The sequence below is a fragment of the Rahnella sp. ChDrAdgB13 genome (assembly GCF_017655185.1).
In the GTDB taxonomy this organism is placed as follows: domain Bacteria; phylum Pseudomonadota; class Gammaproteobacteria; order Enterobacterales; family Enterobacteriaceae; genus Rahnella; species Rahnella contaminans.
Window position 1 is genome coordinate 1 of the sequence record NZ_JAEMGT010000093.1, and the last position, 21,433, is coordinate 21,433.

General features: G+C 54.3%; 20 protein-coding genes. 13 read left to right on the forward strand and 7 right to left on the reverse strand.

The features are described 5' to 3' along the window. Window positions 1–136: 136 nt before the first annotated feature. The 3 genes from J8X26_RS21340 to J8X26_RS21350 form a co-directional block, all read right to left on the reverse strand. The gene (locus J8X26_RS21340) at window positions 137–406 is read right to left on the reverse strand and encodes an HPr family phosphocarrier protein (RefSeq protein WP_152326134.1); all 270 of its coding nucleotides are present in this window, start codon (window positions 404–406) and stop codon (window positions 137–139) included. A 26-nt stretch (window positions 407–432) separates the two neighbouring features. After that, the gene (locus J8X26_RS21345; RefSeq protein WP_152326133.1) at window positions 433–1,857 is read right to left on the reverse strand and encodes a PTS fructose transporter subunit IIC; all 1,425 of its coding nucleotides are present in this window, start codon (window positions 1,855–1,857) and stop codon (window positions 433–435) included. A 117-nt stretch (window positions 1,858–1,974) separates the two neighbouring features. Continuing rightward, entirely contained in the window at window positions 1,975–2,430 is a 456-nt protein-coding gene (locus J8X26_RS21350; RefSeq protein WP_208951883.1) for a PTS sugar transporter subunit IIA, read from the reverse strand. Between the two features lie 190 nt (window positions 2,431–2,620). Here J8X26_RS21350 and J8X26_RS21355 point away from each other — a divergent pair, with 190 nt between their 5' ends. The 3 genes from J8X26_RS21355 to J8X26_RS21365 all read left to right on the forward strand — a co-directional run bounded on the left by J8X26_RS21355 (window position 2,621) and on the right by J8X26_RS21365 (window position 4,869). Next, on the forward strand, window positions 2,621–3,658 hold the full coding sequence (locus J8X26_RS21355; RefSeq protein ID WP_152326131.1) for an alcohol dehydrogenase catalytic domain-containing protein: 1,038 nt from the start codon (window positions 2,621–2,623) through the stop codon (window positions 3,656–3,658). A gap of 23 nt (window positions 3,659–3,681) precedes the next feature. Next, complete coding sequence (locus tag J8X26_RS21360) at window positions 3,682–4,485, forward strand: DeoR/GlpR family DNA-binding transcription regulator (RefSeq protein WP_208951884.1); 804 nt, start codon at window positions 3,682–3,684, stop codon at window positions 4,483–4,485. 111 nt (window positions 4,486–4,596) lie between these two features. After that, window positions 4,597–4,869 carry a YqjD family protein gene (locus tag J8X26_RS21365; protein ID WP_101078878.1) on the forward strand — a complete coding sequence of 91 codons (273 nt, stop codon included), beginning with the start codon at window positions 4,597–4,599 and terminating at the stop codon, window positions 4,867–4,869. 101 nt (window positions 4,870–4,970) lie between these two features. Here J8X26_RS21365 and J8X26_RS21370 read toward each other — a convergent pair whose 3' ends face one another. Then, window positions 4,971–5,879, reverse strand: a complete 909-nt coding sequence (locus J8X26_RS21370; protein WP_208951885.1) for a nickel/cobalt efflux protein RcnA — start codon at window positions 5,877–5,879, stop codon at window positions 4,971–4,973. 122 nt (window positions 5,880–6,001) lie between these two features. Here J8X26_RS21370 and rcnR point away from each other — a divergent pair, with 122 nt between their 5' ends. Then, window positions 6,002–6,274: a Ni(II)/Co(II)-binding transcriptional repressor RcnR gene (gene rcnR, locus J8X26_RS21375; protein WP_152326127.1), complete on the forward strand. Its 273-nt coding sequence runs from the start codon at window positions 6,002–6,004 to the stop codon at window positions 6,272–6,274. Between the two features lie 55 nt (window positions 6,275–6,329). Here the strand turns inward: rcnR and J8X26_RS21380 are convergent, their stop codons facing one another. Continuing rightward, complete coding sequence (locus J8X26_RS21380; RefSeq protein WP_152326126.1) at window positions 6,330–7,748, reverse strand: NarK family nitrate/nitrite MFS transporter; 1,419 nt, start codon at window positions 7,746–7,748, stop codon at window positions 6,330–6,332. Between the two features lie 362 nt (window positions 7,749–8,110). Between J8X26_RS21380 and narX the strand changes: the two genes are divergently transcribed. Both narX and narL read left to right on the forward strand, forming a co-directional pair. Further along, entirely contained in the window at window positions 8,111–9,901 is a 1,791-nt protein-coding gene (gene narX, locus J8X26_RS21385) for a nitrate/nitrite two-component system sensor histidine kinase NarX (protein ID WP_208951886.1), read from the forward strand. Further along, the gene (gene narL / locus J8X26_RS21390; protein WP_152326124.1) at window positions 9,898–10,548 is read left to right on the forward strand and encodes a two-component system response regulator NarL; all 651 of its coding nucleotides are present in this window, start codon (window positions 9,898–9,900) and stop codon (window positions 10,546–10,548) included. Before narX ends, narL begins: the two co-directional genes overlap by 4 nt. Before the next feature lie 3 nt (window positions 10,549–10,551). On the opposite strand, the gene J8X26_RS21395 is transcribed toward narL, so the two are convergent. Continuing rightward, window positions 10,552–11,985, reverse strand: coding sequence for a YchO/YchP family invasin (locus tag J8X26_RS21395; protein ID WP_244370763.1), 1,434 nt, complete (start codon window positions 11,983–11,985; stop codon window positions 10,552–10,554). A 543-nt stretch (window positions 11,986–12,528) separates the two neighbouring features. On the opposite strand from J8X26_RS21395, the gene J8X26_RS21400 reads away from it, so the two are divergent. The 3 genes from J8X26_RS21400 to J8X26_RS21410 are packed head-to-tail and all read left to right on the forward strand — an operon-like array spanning window position 12,529 to window position 16,211. Then, a complete protein-coding gene (locus tag J8X26_RS21400; protein WP_208951888.1) occupies window positions 12,529–13,278 on the forward strand; it encodes a gluconate 2-dehydrogenase subunit 3 family protein in 750 nt (249 codons plus the stop codon). A 15-nt stretch (window positions 13,279–13,293) separates the two neighbouring features. Continuing rightward, a complete protein-coding gene (locus J8X26_RS21405) occupies window positions 13,294–14,979 on the forward strand; it encodes a GMC family oxidoreductase (RefSeq protein WP_208951889.1) in 1,686 nt (561 codons plus the stop codon). Continuing rightward, the gene (locus J8X26_RS21410; RefSeq protein WP_152326120.1) at window positions 14,976–16,211 is read left to right on the forward strand and encodes a cytochrome c; all 1,236 of its coding nucleotides are present in this window, start codon (window positions 14,976–14,978) and stop codon (window positions 16,209–16,211) included. The genes J8X26_RS21405 and J8X26_RS21410 overlap by 4 nt, the downstream gene beginning before the upstream one ends. A 78-nt stretch (window positions 16,212–16,289) precedes the next feature. On the opposite strand, the gene J8X26_RS21415 is transcribed toward J8X26_RS21410, so the two are convergent. Next, window positions 16,290–16,709 carry a hypothetical protein gene (locus tag J8X26_RS21415; RefSeq protein ID WP_104922006.1) on the reverse strand — a complete coding sequence of 140 codons (420 nt, stop codon included), beginning with the start codon at window positions 16,707–16,709 and terminating at the stop codon, window positions 16,290–16,292. Window positions 16,710–17,069: 360 nt separating this feature from the next. On the opposite strand from J8X26_RS21415, the gene rstA reads away from it, so the two are divergent. The 4 genes from rstA to asr form a co-directional block, all read left to right on the forward strand. After that, window positions 17,070–17,801, forward strand: coding sequence for a two-component system response regulator RstA (gene rstA / locus J8X26_RS21420; protein WP_152326119.1), 732 nt, complete (start codon window positions 17,070–17,072; stop codon window positions 17,799–17,801). Then, window positions 17,798–19,123, forward strand: a complete 1,326-nt coding sequence (gene rstB / locus J8X26_RS21425) for a two-component system sensor histidine kinase RstB (RefSeq protein WP_152326118.1) — start codon at window positions 17,798–17,800, stop codon at window positions 19,121–19,123. Before rstA ends, rstB begins: the two co-directional genes overlap by 4 nt. 2 nt (window positions 19,124–19,125) lie before the next feature. Beyond that, window positions 19,126–20,607: a carboxypeptidase M32 gene (locus J8X26_RS21430; protein WP_165057383.1), complete on the forward strand. Its 1,482-nt coding sequence runs from the start codon at window positions 19,126–19,128 to the stop codon at window positions 20,605–20,607. A 512-nt stretch (window positions 20,608–21,119) separates the two neighbouring features. Further along, on the forward strand, window positions 21,120–21,433 hold a 314-nt coding region (asr, locus tag J8X26_RS21435; RefSeq protein ID WP_208951890.1), incomplete at its 3' end, for an acid resistance repetitive basic protein Asr.

Genomic DNA, 21,433 nt, shown 5'->3' on the forward strand with positions numbered 1-21,433 from the left:
GCCTGCCATACTTCCCTCAAAAATTGCCATTACTTATTAACTGACAATTCCTTTTGGGATAGGTTCTTAATCAGGTTTCAGTATTCAGGGAGTTGCCTGCCGGCAAATAAATTTATGGATTACGACGAAAAGGGATTCAGCCCGCCTCTTCCACCAGCGTAGATAAATACTGGCTTAGTATTTCGCTGGCCTCTTTTTCCTGTTCGCCTTCGCAGAGTAAAGTAATTGCTGAATTATGAACGATGCCGAGTTTCATCAGTGCCAGCATACTTCTGCCATCGGCTTCTTTTTCTTTATTCACCAACCTGACATTACAGTCGAATTTCTTCGCCATTTTCGAAAATGTTGCGCAGGGACGACTGTGGAATCCCATGGGATTAATAAAGCGTATTTTCGATGCAATCATAACGTTCTGCCTCCTTATTAATGCATTTAAACAGCCAGCGCGGATTTATTAAATTTTGCCTTTCGGTATAATCCGTAAATAATTCCACCGGTCAGTCCGCCGCTGAGAATAGCAATTACCCAAAGTAAACCGTGCGTGACGAGCGGTAGAATAATCAGCCCGCCGTGCGGGGCTGGCACCGCGACTTTAAAGAAGAAGGTCAGCGTGGCACCGATGGAGGCGCTCAGCATGAGTATCGGGATCACTCGCAGCGGATCTTTTGCAGCAAAGGGAATCGCGCCCTCGGCAATAAACGTCGCACTGAGAATAAAGTTCACCAGCCCGGCGGCCTGCTCCTCTTTTTCGAAATACTTTCTGAACATCACAGTCGCAAAGGCAATCACCAGCGGCGGCACCATGCTGGCGGTCATGACGCCGGCCATAAATAATGCGTTGCCCTGCTCGGCCAGCAACATCGTTCCCGTCACATACGCAGCTTTGTTCACCGGGCCACCGAGGTCAAACGCGCTCATACAGCCAATCACAATGCCGAGCAATAACGGGTTCGCGTGTTCCAGCCCGGCCAGCCACACCATCATGCCTTTATTTAAAGCCGCGATGGTCGAACCGGCAGAAAGCATGAAGACGCCGACCACCAGAACACCAATCAGCGGCATCAGGAAGATAGACTTGAAACCTTCCAGCGAACGGGGAAATGAACGGGTGATATGCAGCATCCATTTCATGAAATAACCGGCGAAAAAGCCCGCGATAATGCCACCAAGAAAGCCCGCGCCGATATCGGTCGCCAGCAGGCCGCCGACGAATCCGGCTACAAAACCAGGGCGGTTCGAAATGGAGTACGCGATAAACGCGGTGAAGACCGGCACCATTAATGAAAACGAGAGTTTACCGAGTTTAAACAGGCTGGCGGCAATCGGGTTATATTGCGCGCTGGTCGGGTCAAATGAGTAAATTCCCCAGAAGAAGGAAATGGCGATTAACACACCGCCTGCGACCACAAACGGCAACATGTTCGACACGCCGTTCATCAGGGAAATATAGACAGACCGCCCCGCGCCCTGGCGCTCTGCTTTTTCGGCGGCAGGTTTTTCATTATCAGGCGTTGCGGTTTGTTCGTGCCGGTAAACGGCTTCTTCACCGGCCATCGCCCGGGCCACCAGTTCAGTGGCTTTTTTAACGCCGTGGCCGACCGATGCGCGGATTAATGGCTTACCGTCGAATCGTGCCATTTCCACCGCCTTGTCGGACGCCAGAATCACCATATCGGCCCTGGCGATTTCTTCTGCCGTCAGCGCGTTTTCAATGCCCACGGCCCCGTTGGTTTCAACGCGGATCCCCGCACCGGCTTTTTTTGCGGCCTTTGTCAGCGCGGCTTCCGCCATAAACGTATGGGCGATCCCCGTCGGACATCCCGTTACTGCGACAAAAAACTTTTCTCTGGTCGACATGATTCTGGCTCCATAAGGGTGATTTCTCCGGTCTGTCATTTACTGCTGATTTACTCTGTTAATTATCGTTTGCTATCGATATCAGCTAAATGCAGGCCAGAGCAGAATGTGAAGAGGTTAATCAACGTAACGGGTCATAATTTCAATGACCTGCGCTACATCCTTTGCCGCAGAAATCGGGTTACGGAAATCATCTTCCATAATCGCGCCAGCAAGTTTCATCAGGATCCTGATGTGTTCATCACCCGCGCTTTCTTCCGGAACGGCAATCATGAAGACGTACTGCGCACGGTCATTTTCTTCGGCATCCCATAACACCGGCTTCACCAGTCGTGCAAAAGCGATAACCGGCAATGTAACCGCGTCACTCTTGCCGTGCGGGATTGCGAAGTCGTGGCCGACTGCCGTTGAGAACTCAACTTCTCTTTTACGGATGGCCGCCATGAAGTGATCGAAACCGCCCGATTTCAGGCACCCGGTCGCTTCTATCTTTTTGCCCATCTGCCGCAGAACGTCGTCTTTATCCTGAACATCCAGATCCAACATCACGGTGTCTTCTGAAAAAATCCTCATACTGGCTTTCCCTTTTGCTGTTAATTATCGTTCGTTATCGTTTATGCGTACATCAAGAGCAAATCGATAATAAACGATTGACATCGGTAATTGCATGACTAAACTCACAAGAATTCACATTGAGTCGATTTTTTGATCAACACCCCGTTTAGCAAAAGACGCTCCGTCCTGTAACCATTGAGAGGCTGTTATGAAAGCAATTCAGTTATTTGCCAAAGGTGAACTCCGTTTAACCGACCTGCCAGAACCCGAAATCGCGCCAGACGAAGTGCTGCTGGCTTGTAAAGTCGGGGCGATTTGCGGTACCGATTTGCGGATGTTCGCCAACGGCCATCGCCAGTCACCACAGGCGCTAACGCTGGGGCATGAATTATCGGGCATCATTGAGAAAACCGGGGCGAACGTCAGCCCTGAATGGCGTGTGGGAATGCGCGTGGCGGTTGCCCCTAACTACGGGTGCGGCACCTGCGACAGCTGCATAAGCGGCAATACGCAAACCTGCAAGGAATTCCAGGCGTTGGGTATTCAGAAAAACGGCGCGTTTGCCCGTTATGTGGTGATCCCCGCCCGCGCCGTGCAGCAGGGAAATATCGTGGCGTTGCCGGATCACGTTTCGTTTGAAGAAGGCGCGCTGATTGAGCCTTTCTCCTGTGTTTATAATGCCTTTGAGCGCTGCCATACCCGCGTCGGCGATACGGTTCTGGTGATTGGCGCGGGGCCAATTGGCCTGATGCACGCCATGTTGCATAAAGCGGCGGGTGCCGGAAAAGTGCTGATCAGCGACATCAACCCGGAACGGCTGGCGATGGCGTGTCATTTTGATGCGGATTTTGTGCCCGTGAGCGGTACCGATACGCTGGCGGACGTCATGCGTATTACGCAAAATCGCGGCTGTGACGTGGTGATTACGGCGGCGTCGAGTGCGGAAATTCAGTCGCTGGCGTTTGAACTGACGGCGCTGAATGGCCGCGTGCTGTTCTTCGGCGGTTTGCCGCACGGTAAAGAAATGGTCAGCCTGAATACCAACATTATCCATTACCGGCAGATCACGGTGACGGGCATGAGCGGGCAGAATTTACGTCAGTATCGGGAAAGCCTGAGAATGATTTCCAATGGACTGATAAATCTGAAAGAAATCTTGACTCACAAGTACACTCTTGAACAATATGACGAGGCTTTCAGCGCCGCCCGTTCAGGGCAGGCGCTGAAAGTGGCCTTCGTTTTATAACCCGCCGGACACTGAGAAAAATCATGAACGATCATTCGGAAGATAAAGTTTTTTCACTCGAACGCCAGCAAGCCATTCTGGCGTTTGTGGAGGAAAACAAGAAAGCCACGGTCGCCGAACTTTGCCAGATCTTTAAAGTCTCGACTTCCACGATCCGTAATGATCTTCGTGAAATGGAAAAGAACATGCTGGTGACGCGGACGCACGGCGGCGTGCTGATCCGCAGTAAAACCGGCGTGGAAATGATGTCCACGGAAAAAGAGGTCTGCAATCATGATGCGAAAGTCATGGTTGCACAGCTCGCACTTGAGCAGATTGAAGACGGCGATACGCTGTTGCTCGATACCGGCACGACCACGCTGGAACTGGCGCAAATGCTGGGTGAACGCCAGCAACTGACGGTGATCACCAATGATCTAAAAATTGCCCTGACGCTGGAAGATTCGCCGGGCGTGGTAAATCTGTTCTTTATTGGCGGCGCGGTGCGCAAGCAACTTCATTGCGTGATCCCGTTTAGTAACGACAACAGTTTGTCTGATCTGATCATCGATAAAGCCATTATGGGCACCAACGGTTTTACGCTAAAAAATGGCGCGACTACCCCAGATGTGCGTCAGGCCGCGTTTAAAAAGAAGATGATTGCCTGTTCGACCAGCGTGATTTTGCTGGCAGATTCAACCAAAATCGGCCGTGACGCATTCGCCAAATTTGCCGATATCTCCGATATCCATATTTTCATCACTGACAGCATTAAAGATGACGTGCGCTCAGGGCTGGAAGCACAGGGAATGCTGGTCTGCGACGGCTCAGCGAAAAACCGCGGGTAATATTGCTATTGGGTATTCCTTCTAATTGTGCCATGCCGTTGTGCGCGAAACCGGCAGACATCAGGTTTTACGACTACGCTTAAGAACTGACACAAACAAAGGAGCACTAAAATGTCATCTCAAGAATTCGATAATGATGCAGATCGTCTGGCTGATAAGGTTGAAAACAAAGCGAACGAGTTTGCTGGCGAAGCGCAGAAGCAATTTGGGGACTTTGTGGACTCACCGAAACATCAGCTGAAAGGCGCAGCGCGAAAATACTCTGCTCAGGCAAGTGATGCAGTTTCAGATGTTGCAGAAAAGATTAAAGAAAATCCGCTGTCAGGATTGATCGCCGCTGGCGCTATCGGCGTTGTGCTCGGTTTGCTGCTTGGCCGCAAATAAGCCTTACGGTTAACCTGTGTTAAGCTTCAGCAAAAGAAAGCCCGTCGGGCTTTCTTTGTTTTATTGCCTCGTGAATTCTCCGCCGGTTCCCTCCCTTACGACTACGACGTCAGCCCGATAACACCGTGTACGCCCATATAAATTCCGACAACGCCAATCAGTACGCTTGAAAAATACGGTGCGCGCCGGGCAAGCGTATTGAATCCGCTCCAGCGTTTGGCAACCTGACGGACACTCACCGCCGCTCCCACACCCACGGTCACCAGCGTTAACGCCAGCCCGAGGCTGAAACAGACCACCAGCGCGGCACCCAGCGCCAGCGCTTTCAGCTGAATGCAAATCAGCAGTACGGTAATCGCCGCGGGACACGGGATCAGCCCGCCGGTCAGGCCGAAGAACAGAATCTGCCAGTTGGTGACTTTCTGGGTCGCAAACCGCCGCGCGATATCCCCCGCATGCGCCCTTTCGTGTGCGTCCTGATATTCCTGCGCTGCGACGTTAACGCGAAACCCTGTCAGACTCGCCGGTTTGGTGTGAATCGCATGAGGTACGCTGGCCGCCTGAAGAATTCCGTGACCGTGATGGTGGTCATGTGGATGATCGTGAGGGTGATCATGAGCGCCGTGATCATGGGTATGCCGCACGCCGTTTTGCTGCTGTTTCCATGCGCTTTCTCCGCGATAAGTGCGCCAGAACATCCATGTGGCCGTCCCGACGATAATCATAGCCGAGATCAGCTGAAGCCAGGGTTCCGCCGATTCGGCAGTAAAACGGTGACTGATAACCATCCCGCCAAACGCAATCAGCCAGACGATGGCGGTATGAGAAACCGTAGCCGCCAGCCCCAGCATCACAGCCTGCCGGACAGTCCCTTTGATCGCGATGATGAATGCCGCCATCATCGTTTTCGAATGCCCCGGCTCCAGGCCGTGCAAAACCCCTAACAATATAGCGCTGGGAATAAATACCCAGGCATTCCCCTGCTGCAACAATGTGGCAAAGTCGTTCATCTTTATCATTCTCAATGGAAGTGGCGCAGACGATTGTACTCCCCCCCAGTATCATATACTACCCCCCCAGTATCCTGAGGATGTTATGCTGTCCGCGTATTCACGGCCATCAGGGAGTTAACATGTCACATACCATTCGCGATAAACAGAAGCTGAAAGCGCGTACCAGCAAGATTCAGGGACAGGTTGTGGCATTAAATAAAATGCTGGATGAACCGCACGAATGTTCAGCGGTTTTGCAGCAGATTGCGGCAATCCGGGGCGCGGTCAACGGGCTGATGCGCGAAGTGATCAGGGGACATCTGACCGATCATCTGGTGCATGAAGAGGATGTGGCGAAGCGCGAGGCCGATCTGGATGTCGTGCTGAATGTGCTGAATTCTTACGTGAAGTGAATTGCGCCCATGAAAAAAGGGGCCAAAGCCCCTTTTCATTAGTGTCTGTCAGTCTTTATTTTCTGACCTGTTTGGTCGCAAAACCTTTGTTCAGCTTACGCCAGTACACCAGCCAGGTGATCAGTGCACACACCACGTAGAATACCAGGAAGACTTTCATCGCCCCCGCCGGTGAACCGGTCAGTGCCAGAGACGTCCCGAAGGCTTTCGGAATGAAGAAGCCACCGATCGCACCAATCGAAGAGATAAAGCCCAGCGCCGCCGCCGTGTCCGTGACGGCTTCACGCAGCGCTTCGTCGTCGGTTGCACCGCGCGCTTTCGCCTGATCGGTGGTGATTTTACGGAAGATCACCGCAATCATCTGGTAAGTCGAACCACTCCCCAGACCGGCCGTCAGGAATAGCACCATGAAGACGGCGAAGAAGGCCGGGAAGTGACCACCCGCGCCGTTCACCGGCAGGGTCAGGAACAGCAAACCGGCGAAAACAGCCATCAGAATGTAGTTCACCAGCGTCACGCGGATACCGCCCAGACGGTCAGACAGCATGCCGCCCGCAGAACGAGCCAGTGCGCCAACAAACGGACCGAAGAACGCGTACGAAATGATGTTTATTTCCGGGAACTGGGTTTTGGTCAGCATCGCAAAACCGGCAGAGAAGCCGATGAACGAGCCGAATGTCGCCAGATACAGCACACTCATGATCCACAGGTGACCGCGCTTGAGTACCGGCAGTTGCTGGCGGATAGACGCTTTAGACGTCGCCAGGTCATTCATGCCAAACCATGCGGCAATCGTGCCGATAATCAGGAACGGTACCCAGATCCACGCCGCATTTTGCAGCCACATGTCAGCACCGTTCGCCAGCGTTTGTTTGTCACTGAACGCAGCAAACACGCCGAGAGAAATCACCAGCGGAGCAACCAGCTGCATTACGCTGACGCCCAGATTACCCAGACCGCCGTTAATACCCAGTGCGCCGCCCTGCTTCGTTTTCGGGAAGAAGAAGCTGATGTTGGACATGCTTGACGCGAAGTTTGCGCCGCCGAAACCGCACAGCAGTGCGATAATCAGGAACGTGTTGTAAGACGTACTGACGTCCTGCACCGCGAAGCCCAGCCATGCGCACGGCAGAACCAGGAAGATAGTGCTGAGCGCGGTCCAGCGACGGCCGCCAAACAGCGGGATCATGAACGAGTACGGAACGCGCAGCAGTGCGCCGGAAACGGAAGGAATGGCGGTCAGCATGAACAGCTGATCGGTGGTGAAGTTAAAGCCGACTTTGTTCAGGTTTACCGACACCAGGCTGAACAGCATCCAGACGCAGAAACCCAGTAACAGACAAGGCACTGAAATCCAGAGATTCCGGCTCGCCACTTTATGCCCGGTTTTTTCCCAAAATGCCGGATCTTCCGGCCGCCATTCCTGTAGCAGGCGTGACGGCTTTTCCCTTGATGGAGCAGATGTTTGTGACATAAGTACCTCGTGTAGCAGCGCGTTATCGTTGTAATGACTGAGTTGTGTCGCACACACTAGGTAGAGCACCGCTTCCGCATGTTGATGCAAATCAACGCAACGGCAGGTGAAAAAAGGCGAAAAAAAGACCACGGATCCTTTGTGAGTATCGGGCGCGTTTCAGATAAAGTGCTAAGATTCATTGCGTTGGTCATTCAATCCCCCTTGAATTATCAGGGGCATCACTCCGATGGAAATAAAGGAGTAATCACAAAGAGGTATAGGGAAACTCCCCCTGATCATAAAAAATGCCACTCCGTAATTATATCGTTTCAGCTTTTCACGGTATTCACCGCTTCCGACACAGATCCAGGAACCCAGTTATGTTTAAACGCGCTTTGCCTTCTCTGTCGCTGGTCAGCCAGATCACCATGCTGATGCTGCTGCTCGGCCTGCTGGGCATTGGCGGAATGAGCATGGCCGCGTGGATGGCGGGAAGTATTGAAGGTAACGCCCACGCCATTAATAAAGCCGGTTCACTGCGCATGCAGAGTTACCGGTTATTGTCCGAAGTGCCGCTGAACGGCAAAAGCGCCGCGTATATCCGCCAGATGGAAATTGACCAGAACAGCGCCGATTTATTGCAGGCCGTCGAGCGTGAAAATCTCCAGCCGCAATTTTTTGCCCTGCGCCATTACTGGCAGACCACTTTGCGCGATCAGGTTCTGGCGGCGAAACATCCGCAGGACGTCTCCGCGAATATGGCAGTGTTTGTCAGCCAGCTCGATACGCTTGTCGCCGAGCTGGAACATAAAACCGAATACCATTTACAGCAGATTGCGCTGATCCAGCGCGGTCTGGTGGCTTTCACCCTGATCCTGCTGGCGCTGACCATCTGGTTCCTGCGCCGCCATCTGCTGACGCCGTGGCGCAGCCTGCTTTCTCAGGCCAGCGCGATCACCGCCGGTGACTTCACCCGCCGCTATGAACGCAAACGCGTGGCGACCGGCAATGCGCATAACGAGATGGATATACTCGGTGATTCGCTCAACAGCATGTCGGTGGCGCTGGGTGAAATGGTCGATAACCTGGCGCAGCGCGTGGCGGAGAAAACCGCCGATCTGCAACAAAAAAACCGGGTGCTGGATTACCTGTACCGCGTCAGCCGCCAGCTGCACACCAGCGCACCGCTGGAAATGCGGATGCAGCCGGTGCTGAAAGAGTTGCAATCATTGACGCCGCTCAGTGGCGTGCAGGTGCGACAATACGAAAATAACGGCGCGGAAGTGTTTAATGAATTCAGTCATGCGTCACCACGCCACCCGGTCAGCCCGAAAGTGGGCGAACATGCGGGCGAAACCGGGGAATCCCTGAGCTGGAGCCTGCGCGATGAGCGCGAAAACTACGGCGTTCTGCTGGCGCAGCTGCCGCCGGGGCAACATCTTAATGACGATCAGCAACAGCTGGTGAATACGCTGCTTGAACAGCTCACCAGTACATTAATGCTGGCGCGACAGGCTGAAGATCAGCAGCAGCTGATGCTGATGGAAGAACGTTCGGCCATCGCCCGCGAGCTTCACGATTCACTGGCACAGTCCCTCTCCTGCCTGAAAATTCAGGTGGCCTGTTTGCAGATGCATCAGGAGAGATTGTGCGAGGAAGATGCGGCGCTGTTACAGCAGATGCGCGAGGAACTGAGCACCGCGTACCGACAGCTGCGCGAACTGCTGACGACGTTCCGCCTGACGCTCAACACACCCGGCCTGCGGGCTGCACTGCAACATACGGTGGACGAATTCTCGCGCCGTATGGGGCTGGCGATAGATTTCGATTACCAGATACCGCCGCGATCGGTTCCGGCTAATCAGGGCATCCACCTGTTACACATCGCCCGCGAGGCGCTGAACAATGCCTATAAACACGCGAAAGCGACGCAGGTTTCCCTTTCGCTGCACGCCAGTGAAGGCGAAATCACCATGAGCATCTGCGACAACGGCGAAGGTATTTCCCCGGACGCAGAACGGCAAAATCATTACGGCCTGATCATCATGCAGGATCGCGCCAGCACATTACACGGCCAATGTCGGGTTGCCCGACGTCCGGACGGTGGCACAGAAGCCACGGTCCGTTTCCGTCCGGAAGCGTTACCCATTAATCCCCAGGAGCAAGTATGAACGACATCACCCCTTCCACCATTTTGCTGATTGACGATCATCCTATGCTGCGCAACGGCGTGAAACAGCTGATTGCGCTCGATGCCAGCCTGCAAGTCATTGGCGAAGCCAGCAACGGCGAACAGGGTGTCGAACTGGCGAAACAGCTCGACCCGGACCTGATCCTGCTGGATCTGAATATGCCCGGTATGAACGGGCTGGATACGCTCGACAACATGCGTCAGACCTCACTGTCTGGCCGCGTGGTGGTGTTCAGCGTATCCAATCATGAAGATGACGTGGTGACGGCGTTAAAACGCGGCGCGGACGGCTATCTGCTCAAAGACATGGAGCCGGAAGATTTACTGGCCGCCCTGCACAACGCCGCCGCGGGCAAAATGGTGCTGAGCGAAGCGCTGACGCCGGTGCTGGCGGCAAGTTTGCGTGAAAGCCGTCCGAGCGGCGATCGCGATATCCAGTCCCTGACGCCACGCGAACGCGACATCATCAAGCTGATTGCCGAAGGTTTGCCGAACAAGATGATTGCCCGTCGCCTGAACATCACCGAAAGCACAGTAAAAGTTCACGTGAAGCATTTGCTGAAAAAGATGAAGCTGAAATCCCGCGTCGAAGCGGCAGTTTGGGTATTGCAGAGTAACGTGATTTAACGTTTAAAAATTCAGCCCCGCGTCATCACCATATTGCGGTTGCGCCGTCAGCGGTGGGGAAACGGTCAGCGTGATCCAGTTTGACGTTACTTTCTGCGATTTACTGTCTTCCACCGTCACCGATAAACGGTAGCTGTTGGTGGCGCCCGGCGAATTGTCCCATTGCGGCACGATCACGCTCCAGCCTTCCGCGTTACGGTTATTGGCCGGCGGCGTCAGGCTCAGCGCCTGCGTATCGCCCTGCCAGCTCAGCGCGACAACGGAATTGAGCGCTCGCAGTTGCAGTTTCAGCGGCACCGTTTCGCCCGCTTGCAATGACCACGGCGGCGTCGCCAGATATACCGACAGGGTTTTCCGCTGTTTAAACTCCATCACCGGCATGTTATTGCGATCGACCCTATCAAACCGGCTGCCGCGCAGTGAACGCGCTGCGGCTACGTTGCGCGATGACAACTGCTGATCCAGCGGCACGCCCAGACGATAATTGAGCGTCAGTTTCACCACATCCTGATTATCGCCATCCTGTCCGGCCTGATGTTCTGCCATCACGGTCACCAGCGGCACTGGCGTGTAATTCAGCCCGAACGAAACCGCCGAAGGATTGCTCTGGCGCGTACCGTTGCCGAACAAATCCACCTGATTGCCAAAATACTGCTCGTAGCTCAGCGATGCCCCAAGCTGGCGGTAAAACGGCAAATAGCCTTTGGTGGTGATGTCGTAACCGCGCGCCTGACGCCGCAGTTGCGCAGACGTGCTGCTATCCGCGCGATACGAGGTCAGCGGATGATAATAGTTGGTGGAAAATCGCAGGTAATCCGTCCAGGCTTCCGCGCCCAAACTTCCGCGTGTCAGCTGATGGTCGAAATCATTATCGATAAACGCGTTATAGCCAAGCATCCACGCGCCGGTATTAAAACGCTGGCCCAGACCGAAATTCCCCACCGTGGCATCCGCCGCGCTTTGCAGGCCGATCTGGCTGTAGACCAGATTATTCTCTGAATTGTACAGCGGGCTGAAAAGCTGGCCGGAGCTGCCATCCAGATTATGACCGGTGACATCCAGCGTCGTGCTGACAGTGCCCAGCGGCGAAAGCAAACTGCTGGTTTCTTTTTGCACCAGTTTGGCGGCCTGGCTGAGCGCAATATTTTCCGCCTGCAAACGCAGCGGATCGTCGCTGTCTGATGTGGTCGTGCCGAGTTCTTTCAGCGTGGTGGCGAGCTGTTTTTCCGTCGCGCTCGGCGCATTGTCGTTTTTAATGTACTGACTGCCGAGGCTGGGTAACGCATTGGATTGCCGGATGTTTCCGGTATTGAAGGCGGACTGTTCATCACCCGCAGGCAGGAAACCGGAGAGATCATACGAAAGCCCCCGGGTGCCGGAAGCAACTTCAGAAGGGTCTGCCGTCAGCGCAGAGGCACTTCCAGCATAGAAAGCCAATCCCCCTGCCACGAGCAGAAAGAAGCAGGTTGAGCCCGCATAACGCTTCAATAAATAGGAAAAAAAATCTGTGACCTTTGTCATGCCTTACACATTTTAAACGTAAGGTTTGATCTTACCTGACAACCGACATATTTCAACCTTCATGCCATGAATGGCCACATAACCCTTTTCATAAAGTGGAATTATGCGGGGGTATTCCCTGCAATATGTACGGTTAAAATCCACGCACATCACAAAAAAACGTCTAAAATTACAACATTAAAAACCATTAGCACACATTTCATAACATTTTTAACAAATTAACCATTTATCTTTACAGGTCATTTTCATTTATCCTTAGCAGGTTAACGATTTATTCCGGTGCCACCCGACTGCTTTTGCAGAGCGCACCTGAATTCTGACCGGCATTTTTAACAGCAGCCGTCAGGCCGTAAAAAATGCTTCTGCACGCGTCCCTCTCCCCTTTTCTTCCGCCCGGAAGACGACGGGATGTGCGCCATTTATAGCTGCATACTGCTACATAAAAAACAGGGAACATCAATGAGCAAGCAAACGTTACCGGGCGTCACCCGCAGGCAAATTCTCTCGTTCACGGCAGCCTCCGCAGTATTGGGCGCGGCCAAGGCCGCAAACGCGGTAACCCTCAAAGGACCCCCCCTGTGGAGCCCCTTTGACGCCAGCCCGCCTCCGCAAATTGATATCGATGGCTGGGCGTTCTTCACCGACGCCGAAGCCGCCGCCATGGAAGCCATTGTTGACCGACTGGTACCCGCCGACAATCTGAGCGTCGGAGGTAAAGACGCCGGATGCGCAGTGTTTATCGACCGCCAGCTGGCCGGTTTCTACGGCACCTACGCCCGCCTTTACATGGAAGGCCCGTTCCAGGACGGCACACCGGAACAGGGCGACCAGTCTCCATTAGTTCCTCAGCAGCGATATCGTCTCGGCCTGGCCGCGCTGGATAAATATACCCGGTCTCAGCACCAGAAGTTGTTCAAAGACTTGCCAGGTGACCAGCAGGATCAAATTCTGTCCGGTCTGGAAAACGGAAAAATTGCTCTCGATGGGATCGATTCCAAACTGTTCTTCGCCATTGCGCTCAAGAACACCATGGAAGGTTTTTTCGCTGATCCGATTTATGGCGGTAACCGCAACATGGTGTCGTGGAAAATGCTGGGCTTCCCCGGCGCACGCTACGATTACCGCGAATATGTCGGCAAACATAACCAGAAACTCGATCTGGAACCGCTGAGCATTTCAGGCGGCGACGCATGGAAAATGAAGAGCTAAGGGCAGAAAAACATTATGGCAAAGAAATTACCTAAAACCGACGTGGTGGTTATCGGGCTCGGCTGGGCCGGCTCGATCATCGCCAATGAACTGTGTGACGAAGGTCTCAACGTTGTGGCTATCGAACGCGGCCCGTGGCGTGATACGGCGCGCGATTTTAACGTAGCCACCGTCGCCGACGAACTGCGTTACAACTCCCGCCAGGAACTGATGTTACGCACGCGTCAGAACACTATTACTATCCGTAACAACCCGGCACAAACCGCCTTACCGATGCGTGAATGGGGCTCATTCCATCCGGGCAACGGCACCGGCGGCGCAGGCAACCACTGGGCGGGCATTACTTTCCGCTTCCAGCCGGACGAATTCCGCCTTAAAAGCCATCTGACCGAACGTTACGGCGCAAAAGCCATTCCTGAAGAACTGGTGTTGCAGGACTGGGGAACCGACTGGGAAGAAATGGAGCCGCACTACGCCTCGTTTGAACGCATCGCCGGGGTTTCCGGTAAAGCCAGCAACGTGAACGGCGAGCATCGCGATGGCGGTAACCCGTATGAAGGCATGCGCTCGATTGAATATCCGACCCGCCCGATGGATCAACCTTACGGCCCGACGCTGTTTGCCGAAGCCGCGCGCAACATGGGCTACAAAGCATTCCCGGTCCCCTCTTCGCTGATTTCCGAGCCTTACACCAACCCGCTCGGCGTCAAAATGGGGCCGTGTACATTCTGCGGTTTCTGCACCAACTACGGTTGCGCCAACTACTCCAAAGCCAGCGCCATCACTACCGTATTGCCGGCGCTGATCCGCAAAGAGAATTTCGAAGCCCGCACCAACTGTGAAGTGATGCAGGTGCTGAAAGATTCCACCGGCAAACGCGCGACGGGCGTGGTTTACATCGACTCTTCCGGCGACGAATGGGAACAGCCTGCCGATCTGGTGATCGTCAGCGCCTTCACCTTTGAAAACGTCCGCCTGATGCTGCTTTCCGGCATCGGTAAACCTTATGATCCGGTCACGTTAGAGGGCACTACCGGCCGTAATTACGCGTATCAGACGGCCAACGGCGTGCAGCTGTTCTTCGATGACAAGAACTTCAACCCGTTCGGCGGCGGCAGTATCCGCGTCACGCCAATCGGTGGCGCGCCAATCGGCTACCGCCCTGTTCCGCCGGGAACGCCGAAATGGGGTTCCGAGTGGAAAAAAGCCACCGTGGCCAACTATCTCAGTTCGATGTCTATCGGTTGTGAGGCCAGCAGCTACACCACCAAAACCAACTATCTGTCACTCGATCCGAACTACAAAGACCGTCTGGGCCGCCCGCTGCTGCGTGTCACATTCGATTTCCCGGAAAACGATCTGAAAATGGCGGCGTATTGCACCGGTAAAGTGGCAGAAATTGCGAAAGCGATGAACCCGCGTCAGCTGGTTGCCAACCCGATGAAAGGCCACTGGAACGGTACGCCGTATCAGTCGTCTCACGTCGTCGGCGGATTTGTGATGGGTGCAGATCCGTCCACCAGTTCCGTGAACAAACACCTGCAAGTCTGGGACGTGCCGAACCTGTTTGTGGTCGGCGCATCGGCCTTCCCGCAGAACCCGGGATACAACCCGACCGGCACCGTTGGCGCACTGGCGTTTAAAGCCGCTCATGCGATCCGTAACTATTACCTGAAAAAACCGGGAGAGATGATCGCATGAAAAAGTTAACGTCATTCTCACTCGGCTTGCTGGCACTCAGCGTTTCCGGCCTGACACACGCCGCCGGTGACGGCTCTTTCGAGCAGGTTGAACGGGGGCGCTATCTGGCCACCGTCGGCGACTGCGCGGCCTGCCACACTGCCTCAACGCCAGATGCCAAACCGTTCGCCGGTGGCGTGCCGATCGAAACGCCGTTTGGCCGTTTAGTCGGTGCCAACATCACGCCGGATCCGGAAACGGGTATCGGTAAATGGTCTTTCGATGACTTCCAGCGCGCGATGTCCGAAGGCGTGGGCCACGGCGGTAAACGTCTGTACGGCGCGATGCCGTTCACGGCGTACACCAAAGTGACCCGCGAAGATAACGCCGCCATCTGGGCGTATCTGCAAACCCTGCAACCGGTGCATCACGAAGTGGAAACCAATCAGTTGCCGTTCCCGTTCAACGTGCGCGCCAGCCTGATGGGCTGGAACTGGCTGAACTTCAAAAAAGGCGAATTCAAACCGCAGATGGATAAATCCGCGGAATGGAATCGTGGCGCGTATCTGGTTGAAGGGCTCGGCCACTGCGGCACCTGCCATACGCCGAAAAACATGATTGGCGGCGATAAAGACAGCGAGTTCCTGCAAGGCGCTGTGGTGGAAAATTGGGTTGCGCCGGACATCACCAGCAATAAACACACGGGTATCGGCAACTGGACGCAGGAAGATCTGATGCAATATCTGAAAACCGGTTCTAACCGTTTCGATATTGCCTCCGGCCCGATGGCAGAAGAAGTGACGAATTCGTCGCAGCACTGGACGGATGCGGATCTCAAAGCCGTCGCGGTTTATCTGAAAGACAGCGGTCACGACAGCGGCAGCACCGCGCCTTCTCCGGTCAAAGCCGAAGACAGCGCGATGGTCGCCGGTAAAAATATTTATGCCGACCGCTGTTCCGCCTGCCACACGCCGTCCGGCATGGGTCAGGAAGGGTTGTTCCCGCGCCTTGCCGATTCCGCGCTGATCAACCAGCCAAACGCGACATCCCTGATCCGCGTTGTGCTGGCAGGCAGCCGTCCGGTAGCGACCGACAGCAAACCGACCGCGCCGTCTATGCCGTCATTTGATGCCAATATGAGTGATACGGACGTGGCGAACGTGCTGACTTACATCCGTAACAGCTGGGGAAATGCCGCGGCACCGGTTTCGGCAAGCGATGTGAAAGATTTACGCGCAGAGCTGAAGAAATAACCCGGACGTCAGACAGGACAAAGGCCGCGAAAGCGGCCTTTGTCCTGTCTGACGTTTGAAGATTTTGGCGCTGAACGGTCAGTGCTGAGAAGGCATCTGCATAATCTGCACTAACAGGTGATCGTTGTTCTGACTCAGCTGTACCAGATGTTTGCATTCCACTTTGATAGCGGTGAGCTGGTCGTCGGTCAGCGAGTACGGCAGGTTGATATCGATGCTGTACATATTTTGCTGCTCTGCCAGTTCAATCAGCCGGACGATGTTCGTTTCGTCACTGACCTGCGTGGAAACCACCTGCAACGCGAGTGCCCGCAAGGCTTCCTGCTTCGATTTATCTTTTTTTGAACGGGATTTCAGAACCATGCCGAAGAACGGCATCACGCCATAAATAGCGTCGACAAAACTCCATTTCTTTTTGCAGGATGCGGACAAATATTCCATGTAGTCAAAGGACGCTTTTTGACTGCGCGCATCGGGTACCAGGCGATTTTCATTCATCCCCGTTTCCTCTTCCTGGTCAGGGCCTGTTCATTTGAACGTCTGTACAGAACGTGCGAAGGTGTGCTCAGTGCTCTGCCTGCTGACAAAGAATCTGCCGGCAGATAGATAATGCAGATCAATTTATGAAGCTAAATTTATTCGTCTGTATAATGGCATAATTCAACAACACTTTGCCAGTCGGTTCAGGCGCTTTCCGTCACTGAAACGCACTTTGCTAGCATTTCAGAATTAAGCCAAAGTATTTAGCGGATATGGAATTTATGCCGCAAAAATGTCACGTTCTATTACGCTACCGCGATAGCGTCAGCAGACGTGTCACGCTATGCTACTCACCGGATTTCTTATAACAGCAAGCCAATGAATAGAATCGTTTTTGTAGAAGATGATGCAGAAGTCGGCAACCTGATCGCCGCCTATCTGGGTAAACATGATATCGATGTGCTGGTCGAGCCCCGTGGTGACACGGCGCAGGCGCGTATTGAGAAAGAAAAACCCGATCTTGTCCTGCTGGATATCATGCTGCCGGGCAAAGATGGCATGACGTTATGCCGCGATTTGCGCCCTATTTTCCCCGGCCCGATCGTGCTGCTGACCTCGCTCGACAGCGATATGAACCACATTTTGTCGCTCGAAATGGGCGCCAGCGATTACATCCTTAAAACCACGCCGCCGGCCGTTCTGCTGGCACGGTTACGGCTGCATTTGCGCCAGAATCCGGTGCAATCCGCGCAAAATGAACAACCGGTTCAGACGCTGAAAAGCGGCAACGCCCTGCACTTCGGTCAGCTGTGCATTGATCCGGTGAACCGCGAAGTCACGCTGGTGGATGAAACCATCATTCTTTCCACCTCAGACTTTGATTTGCTGTGGGAACTGGCGACACACGCGGGACGCATCATGGATCGCGAAGCGTTGCTGAAAAACCTGCGCGGCGTGAGCTATGACGGGCTGGATCGCAGCATTGACGTGGCGATTTCACGCCTGCGCAAAAAACTGTACGACAATACCCTCGAACCTTTCCGCATCAAAACCGTGCGCAATAAAGGGTATTTGTTTGCTCCGAACGCCTGGGAGTCTCTGCAGGAATGAGAAAGCTTTTCGTTCAGTTCTTTCTGTTACTGCTGGTCTGTTTCCTGGTGATGGCGATGCTGGTCGGCCTGGTGTACAAAGTCACCGCCGAACGCACCGGTCGTCAGTCCATGAACGACCTGATGAAAAGCTCGCTTTACCTGATGCGCAGTGAGCTCAGGGAAATTCCGATTAAAGACTGGAACAAGACCATCAACACGCTGGATCTGAACCTGTCTTTCAAACTCCACATTGAACCGCTTGGAAAGCGCAAACTCAGCCCGGCGCTGGATCAGCGCCTGAAAGACGGCGAGATTATTGCCCTCGACGACGAATACACCTTTATCCAGCGTGTCCCGCGCAGCCATTACGTGCTGGTGGTCGGGCCGATCCCGTATCTGTTTTACATGCACGAAATGCGGCTGCTCGACCTGGGATTACTGATCTTCATCGGCCTGTCTCTCGCGCTGCCGGTTTTCCTGTGGATGCGTCCGCACTGGCAGGATTTGCTGCGGCTGGAAAACTCCGCGCTGCGCCTCGGTAATGGTCATCTCGACGAACGCATCGATTTTGATTCGACCTCCAGCCTCAACCGGCTGGGCGTCGCATTTAACCAGATGGCGGACAATATCAGCACGCTGGTCGCGAGTAAAAAACAGCTCATTGACGGCATCGCCCACGAACTCCGCACGCCGCTGGTACGTCTTCGTTACCGGCTGGCCATCAGCGAGAACCTGCCGGAGTCCGAACAAAACGCCATTAACCGCGACATCGGGCAACTCGAAGCCCTGATTGATGAGCTGCTGACCTACGCCCGTCTGGATCGCCCGCAGGTGGCGCTGAATCTGGAAAAAGTGAATCTGGCGCACTGGCTGGAAGACAAGGTGGATGATTTCCGACTGATCAACGCCGAACGCTCTATCCTTTATCAGGCGCCGGAAAACCTCGATTTCGGCGGCGTCGATTTACGGCTGATGGAGCGCGTGCTCGACAATCTGGTCAACAACGGCCTGCGTTATTCTCAGGAAATGCTGCGCATCAGCCTGTGGCTCGATGGCGAAATAGCCCATTTGCAGGTCGAAGACGACGGCCCCGGTATTCCGGAAGAAGAACGCGTACGCATCTTCGAACCCTTTGTCCGCCTCGATCCAAGCCGCGACCGCGCAACCGGTGGCTGCGGGCTCGGGCTGGCAATCGTCCACTCTATCGCCGTGGCGTATCAGGGGCGCATTGCGGTTGAAAGCAGTTCACTCGGCGGAGCCAGCATGCGTTTCAGCTGGCCGGTAAAACCCCTATTCAATCTGGCTGTTGAACAGCCTGACCAAAACCAGGAAGGGAGCTAATAATGACCATCGCGTATAAAAAATTGCATGACACCTTCGCCCGTTTATCCCGCTTCGGCCATTTATCGGCGATTGCAGGCTGGGATGCAGCGGCCATGATGCCTCCGCAAGGCGGCCAGGCGCGCTCCGAAGCGCTGGCTGAACTGAGCGTGCTGACGCATCAGATCCTCACTGCGAAACAGGTCGGCGAATGGCTGGAACAGGCCGGTGGCGAGCAGCTGAACGATGTGGAACAGGCGAACCTGCGTGAAATGCGTCGTCATTATCAGCAGGCAGCGCTGTTGCCGGAAAGTCTGGTACAGGCAAAATCACTGGCTGGCGCACGTTGCGAACAGGCATGGCGTATTCAGCGCAAATCCAACGACTGGGAAGGTTTCTCCGATAACCTGAAAGAAGTCGTAAAACTGAGCCGTGAAGAAGCCAAACTGCGCGCAGAGGCCGCGGGTATCAGCCGTTATGACGCCCTGCTCGATTTGTACGAACCGGGTATGACTTCGCAGAAACTCGACGCTTTGTTCGGCGACCTGAAGACCTGGCTGCCGGACCTGCTGCAAACCGTGGTGGAAAAGCAGAAAACCGAATCCCGCATTGCGCCGCAAGGCCCGTTTGACATCGAAAAACAGCGTCAGCTCGGCCTGAAAGTCATGGATCGTCTGGGCTTTAATTTTGATGCCGGTCGCCTGGACGTCAGCGCTCACCCGTTCTGCGGTGGTGTTCCGCAAGACGTGCGTATCACCACGCGTTACAACGAGAATGAATTCCTCAGCGCCATGATGGGCGTGATCCATGAAACCGGTCATGCACGTTATGAGCAAAACCTGCCGAAAGAATGGCTGGGCCAGCCGGTTTCCAACGCACGTTCAATGGGCGTTCACGAATCGCAAAGCCTGTTGTTTGAAATGCAACTGGGTTGCAGCGAACCGTTCCTGAAGTCGGTATATCCGCTGGTTATTGAACAGTTCGGTCAGCGTCCGGGGCTGGACGAAAGCAACTTCATCAAGCTGAACCAGCGCGTCCAGCCGGGCTTCATCCGCGTTGACGCCGATGAACTCAGCTATCCGGCGCACGTCATCCTGCGTTATGAAATTGAAAAAGCGCTGATGGAAGGCGAAATCGAAGTCGACGATATCCCGGCCTTGTGGAACAGCAAGATGAAGGAATATCTGGGTATCGATACCGTGGGGAATTACCGCGACGGTTGTATGCAGGATATCCACTGGACCGACGGCGGTTTTGGTTACTTCCCGACGTACACGCTCGGCGCAATGTACGCCGCACAACTGTTCCAGTTCGCCAACAAAGCGATCCCCACTTTGCAGGAAGATATCGCCCGCGGCGACCTGACGGCGTTGTTCCAGTGGTTGCAGCAGAATATCTGGCAACACGGTAGCCGGTTCTCGACGGATCAGCTGATTAAAAATGCCACCGGGGAGACACTGAACCCGGGGTTCTTCAGGGCACACCTGGAGAATAGATACCTGTAAGGCAGCAGCCTGGCATTGAATTTGAATTCAAATTCAAGACCTTGGGTTGTCACCCAAACGGGCCTCAGGGGTGGCTTATCGCCGCCACCCCTGAGAACCCCGGGCTCTTTCACTGCGCGCTGCCGCTGGCTGGCTCTGTTTCAGGTGCCACAGCTATTGCCGCGAAAACTTGCCGCTGCACGGTCCCCTCACTTTGGTCGGTTTCGGCGCGAGCCGCTGAGTGATAACTGTTATTGAAAAATCGAAACTTTCTCGGTCCAAATAATGTTAAGCCGCCAGTGCCGCGGCACCGGCACATGAAAAACCAAAATTTCACCTTTCTAAAAGGTACCGAGCCGCCAGCGCTGCGCCCCGCCGCATAACTCACTGATTTCCCTGAAATCCCCAGTTTGTACATTCCGTTACACGCCGAAACCAATCACTCACGGACTTCGTGAGTGAACCCGCCTAGTATTCTTCATACCGGCCCCGCAGTGGGGTGGACACTTAAACGAAATTCCGAGGAATTAAAGATGAAAAAATTATTAGCTCTGGTTGTAGCCGCTGCAATGGGTCTGTCTTCTGTCGCTTTCGCTGCTGAAACTACAGCAACTCCAGCGCCAGCCGCTGCTGCAACGACTACTGCTGCTCCAGCGCATGCTGCTAAGCACAAGACTCATAAGAAAGTAGCTCAGAAAGCTCAGGCTGCTAAAAAACACAAAAAAGCCGCTAAGAAAGCTGCTCCGGTAGCTCAGAAAGCGCAAGCTGCTAAAAAACACGTGAAACACGCTAAGAAAGCTGCTCCGGTAGCTCAGAAAGCGCAGGCTGCTAAAAAACACGTGAAACA

Coding starts and splice junctions, on each gene's coding strand:
- J8X26_RS21340 (WP_152326134.1), bottom strand. CDS start 406: ATGATTGCATCGAAAATACGCTTTATTAATCCCATGGGATTCCACAGT.
- J8X26_RS21345 (WP_152326133.1), bottom strand. CDS start 1,857: ATGTCGACCAGAGAAAAGTTTTTTGTCGCAGTAACGGGATGTCCGACG.
- J8X26_RS21350 (WP_208951883.1), bottom strand. CDS start 2,430: ATGAGGATTTTTTCAGAAGACACCGTGATGTTGGATCTGGATGTTCAG.
- J8X26_RS21355 (WP_152326131.1), top strand. CDS start 2,621: ATGAAAGCAATTCAGTTATTTGCCAAAGGTGAACTCCGTTTAACCGAC.
- J8X26_RS21360 (WP_208951884.1), top strand. CDS start 3,682: ATGAACGATCATTCGGAAGATAAAGTTTTTTCACTCGAACGCCAGCAA.
- J8X26_RS21365 (WP_101078878.1), top strand. CDS start 4,597: ATGTCATCTCAAGAATTCGATAATGATGCAGATCGTCTGGCTGATAAG.
- J8X26_RS21370 (WP_208951885.1), bottom strand. CDS start 5,879: ATGAACGACTTTGCCACATTGTTGCAGCAGGGGAATGCCTGGGTATTT.
- rcnR (WP_152326127.1), top strand. CDS start 6,002: ATGTCACATACCATTCGCGATAAACAGAAGCTGAAAGCGCGTACCAGC.
- J8X26_RS21380 (WP_152326126.1), bottom strand. CDS start 7,748: ATGTCACAAACATCTGCTCCATCAAGGGAAAAGCCGTCACGCCTGCTA.
- narX (WP_208951886.1), top strand. CDS start 8,111: ATGTTTAAACGCGCTTTGCCTTCTCTGTCGCTGGTCAGCCAGATCACC.
- narL (WP_152326124.1), top strand. CDS start 9,898: ATGAACGACATCACCCCTTCCACCATTTTGCTGATTGACGATCATCCT.
- J8X26_RS21400 (WP_208951888.1), top strand. CDS start 12,529: ATGAGCAAGCAAACGTTACCGGGCGTCACCCGCAGGCAAATTCTCTCG.
- J8X26_RS21405 (WP_208951889.1), top strand. CDS start 13,294: ATGGCAAAGAAATTACCTAAAACCGACGTGGTGGTTATCGGGCTCGGC.
- J8X26_RS21410 (WP_152326120.1), top strand. CDS start 14,976: ATGAAAAAGTTAACGTCATTCTCACTCGGCTTGCTGGCACTCAGCGTT.
- J8X26_RS21415 (WP_104922006.1), bottom strand. CDS start 16,709: ATGAATGAAAATCGCCTGGTACCCGATGCGCGCAGTCAAAAAGCGTCC.
- rstA (WP_152326119.1), top strand. CDS start 17,070: ATGAATAGAATCGTTTTTGTAGAAGATGATGCAGAAGTCGGCAACCTG.
- rstB (WP_152326118.1), top strand. CDS start 17,798: ATGAGAAAGCTTTTCGTTCAGTTCTTTCTGTTACTGCTGGTCTGTTTC.
- J8X26_RS21430 (WP_165057383.1), top strand. CDS start 19,126: ATGACCATCGCGTATAAAAAATTGCATGACACCTTCGCCCGTTTATCC.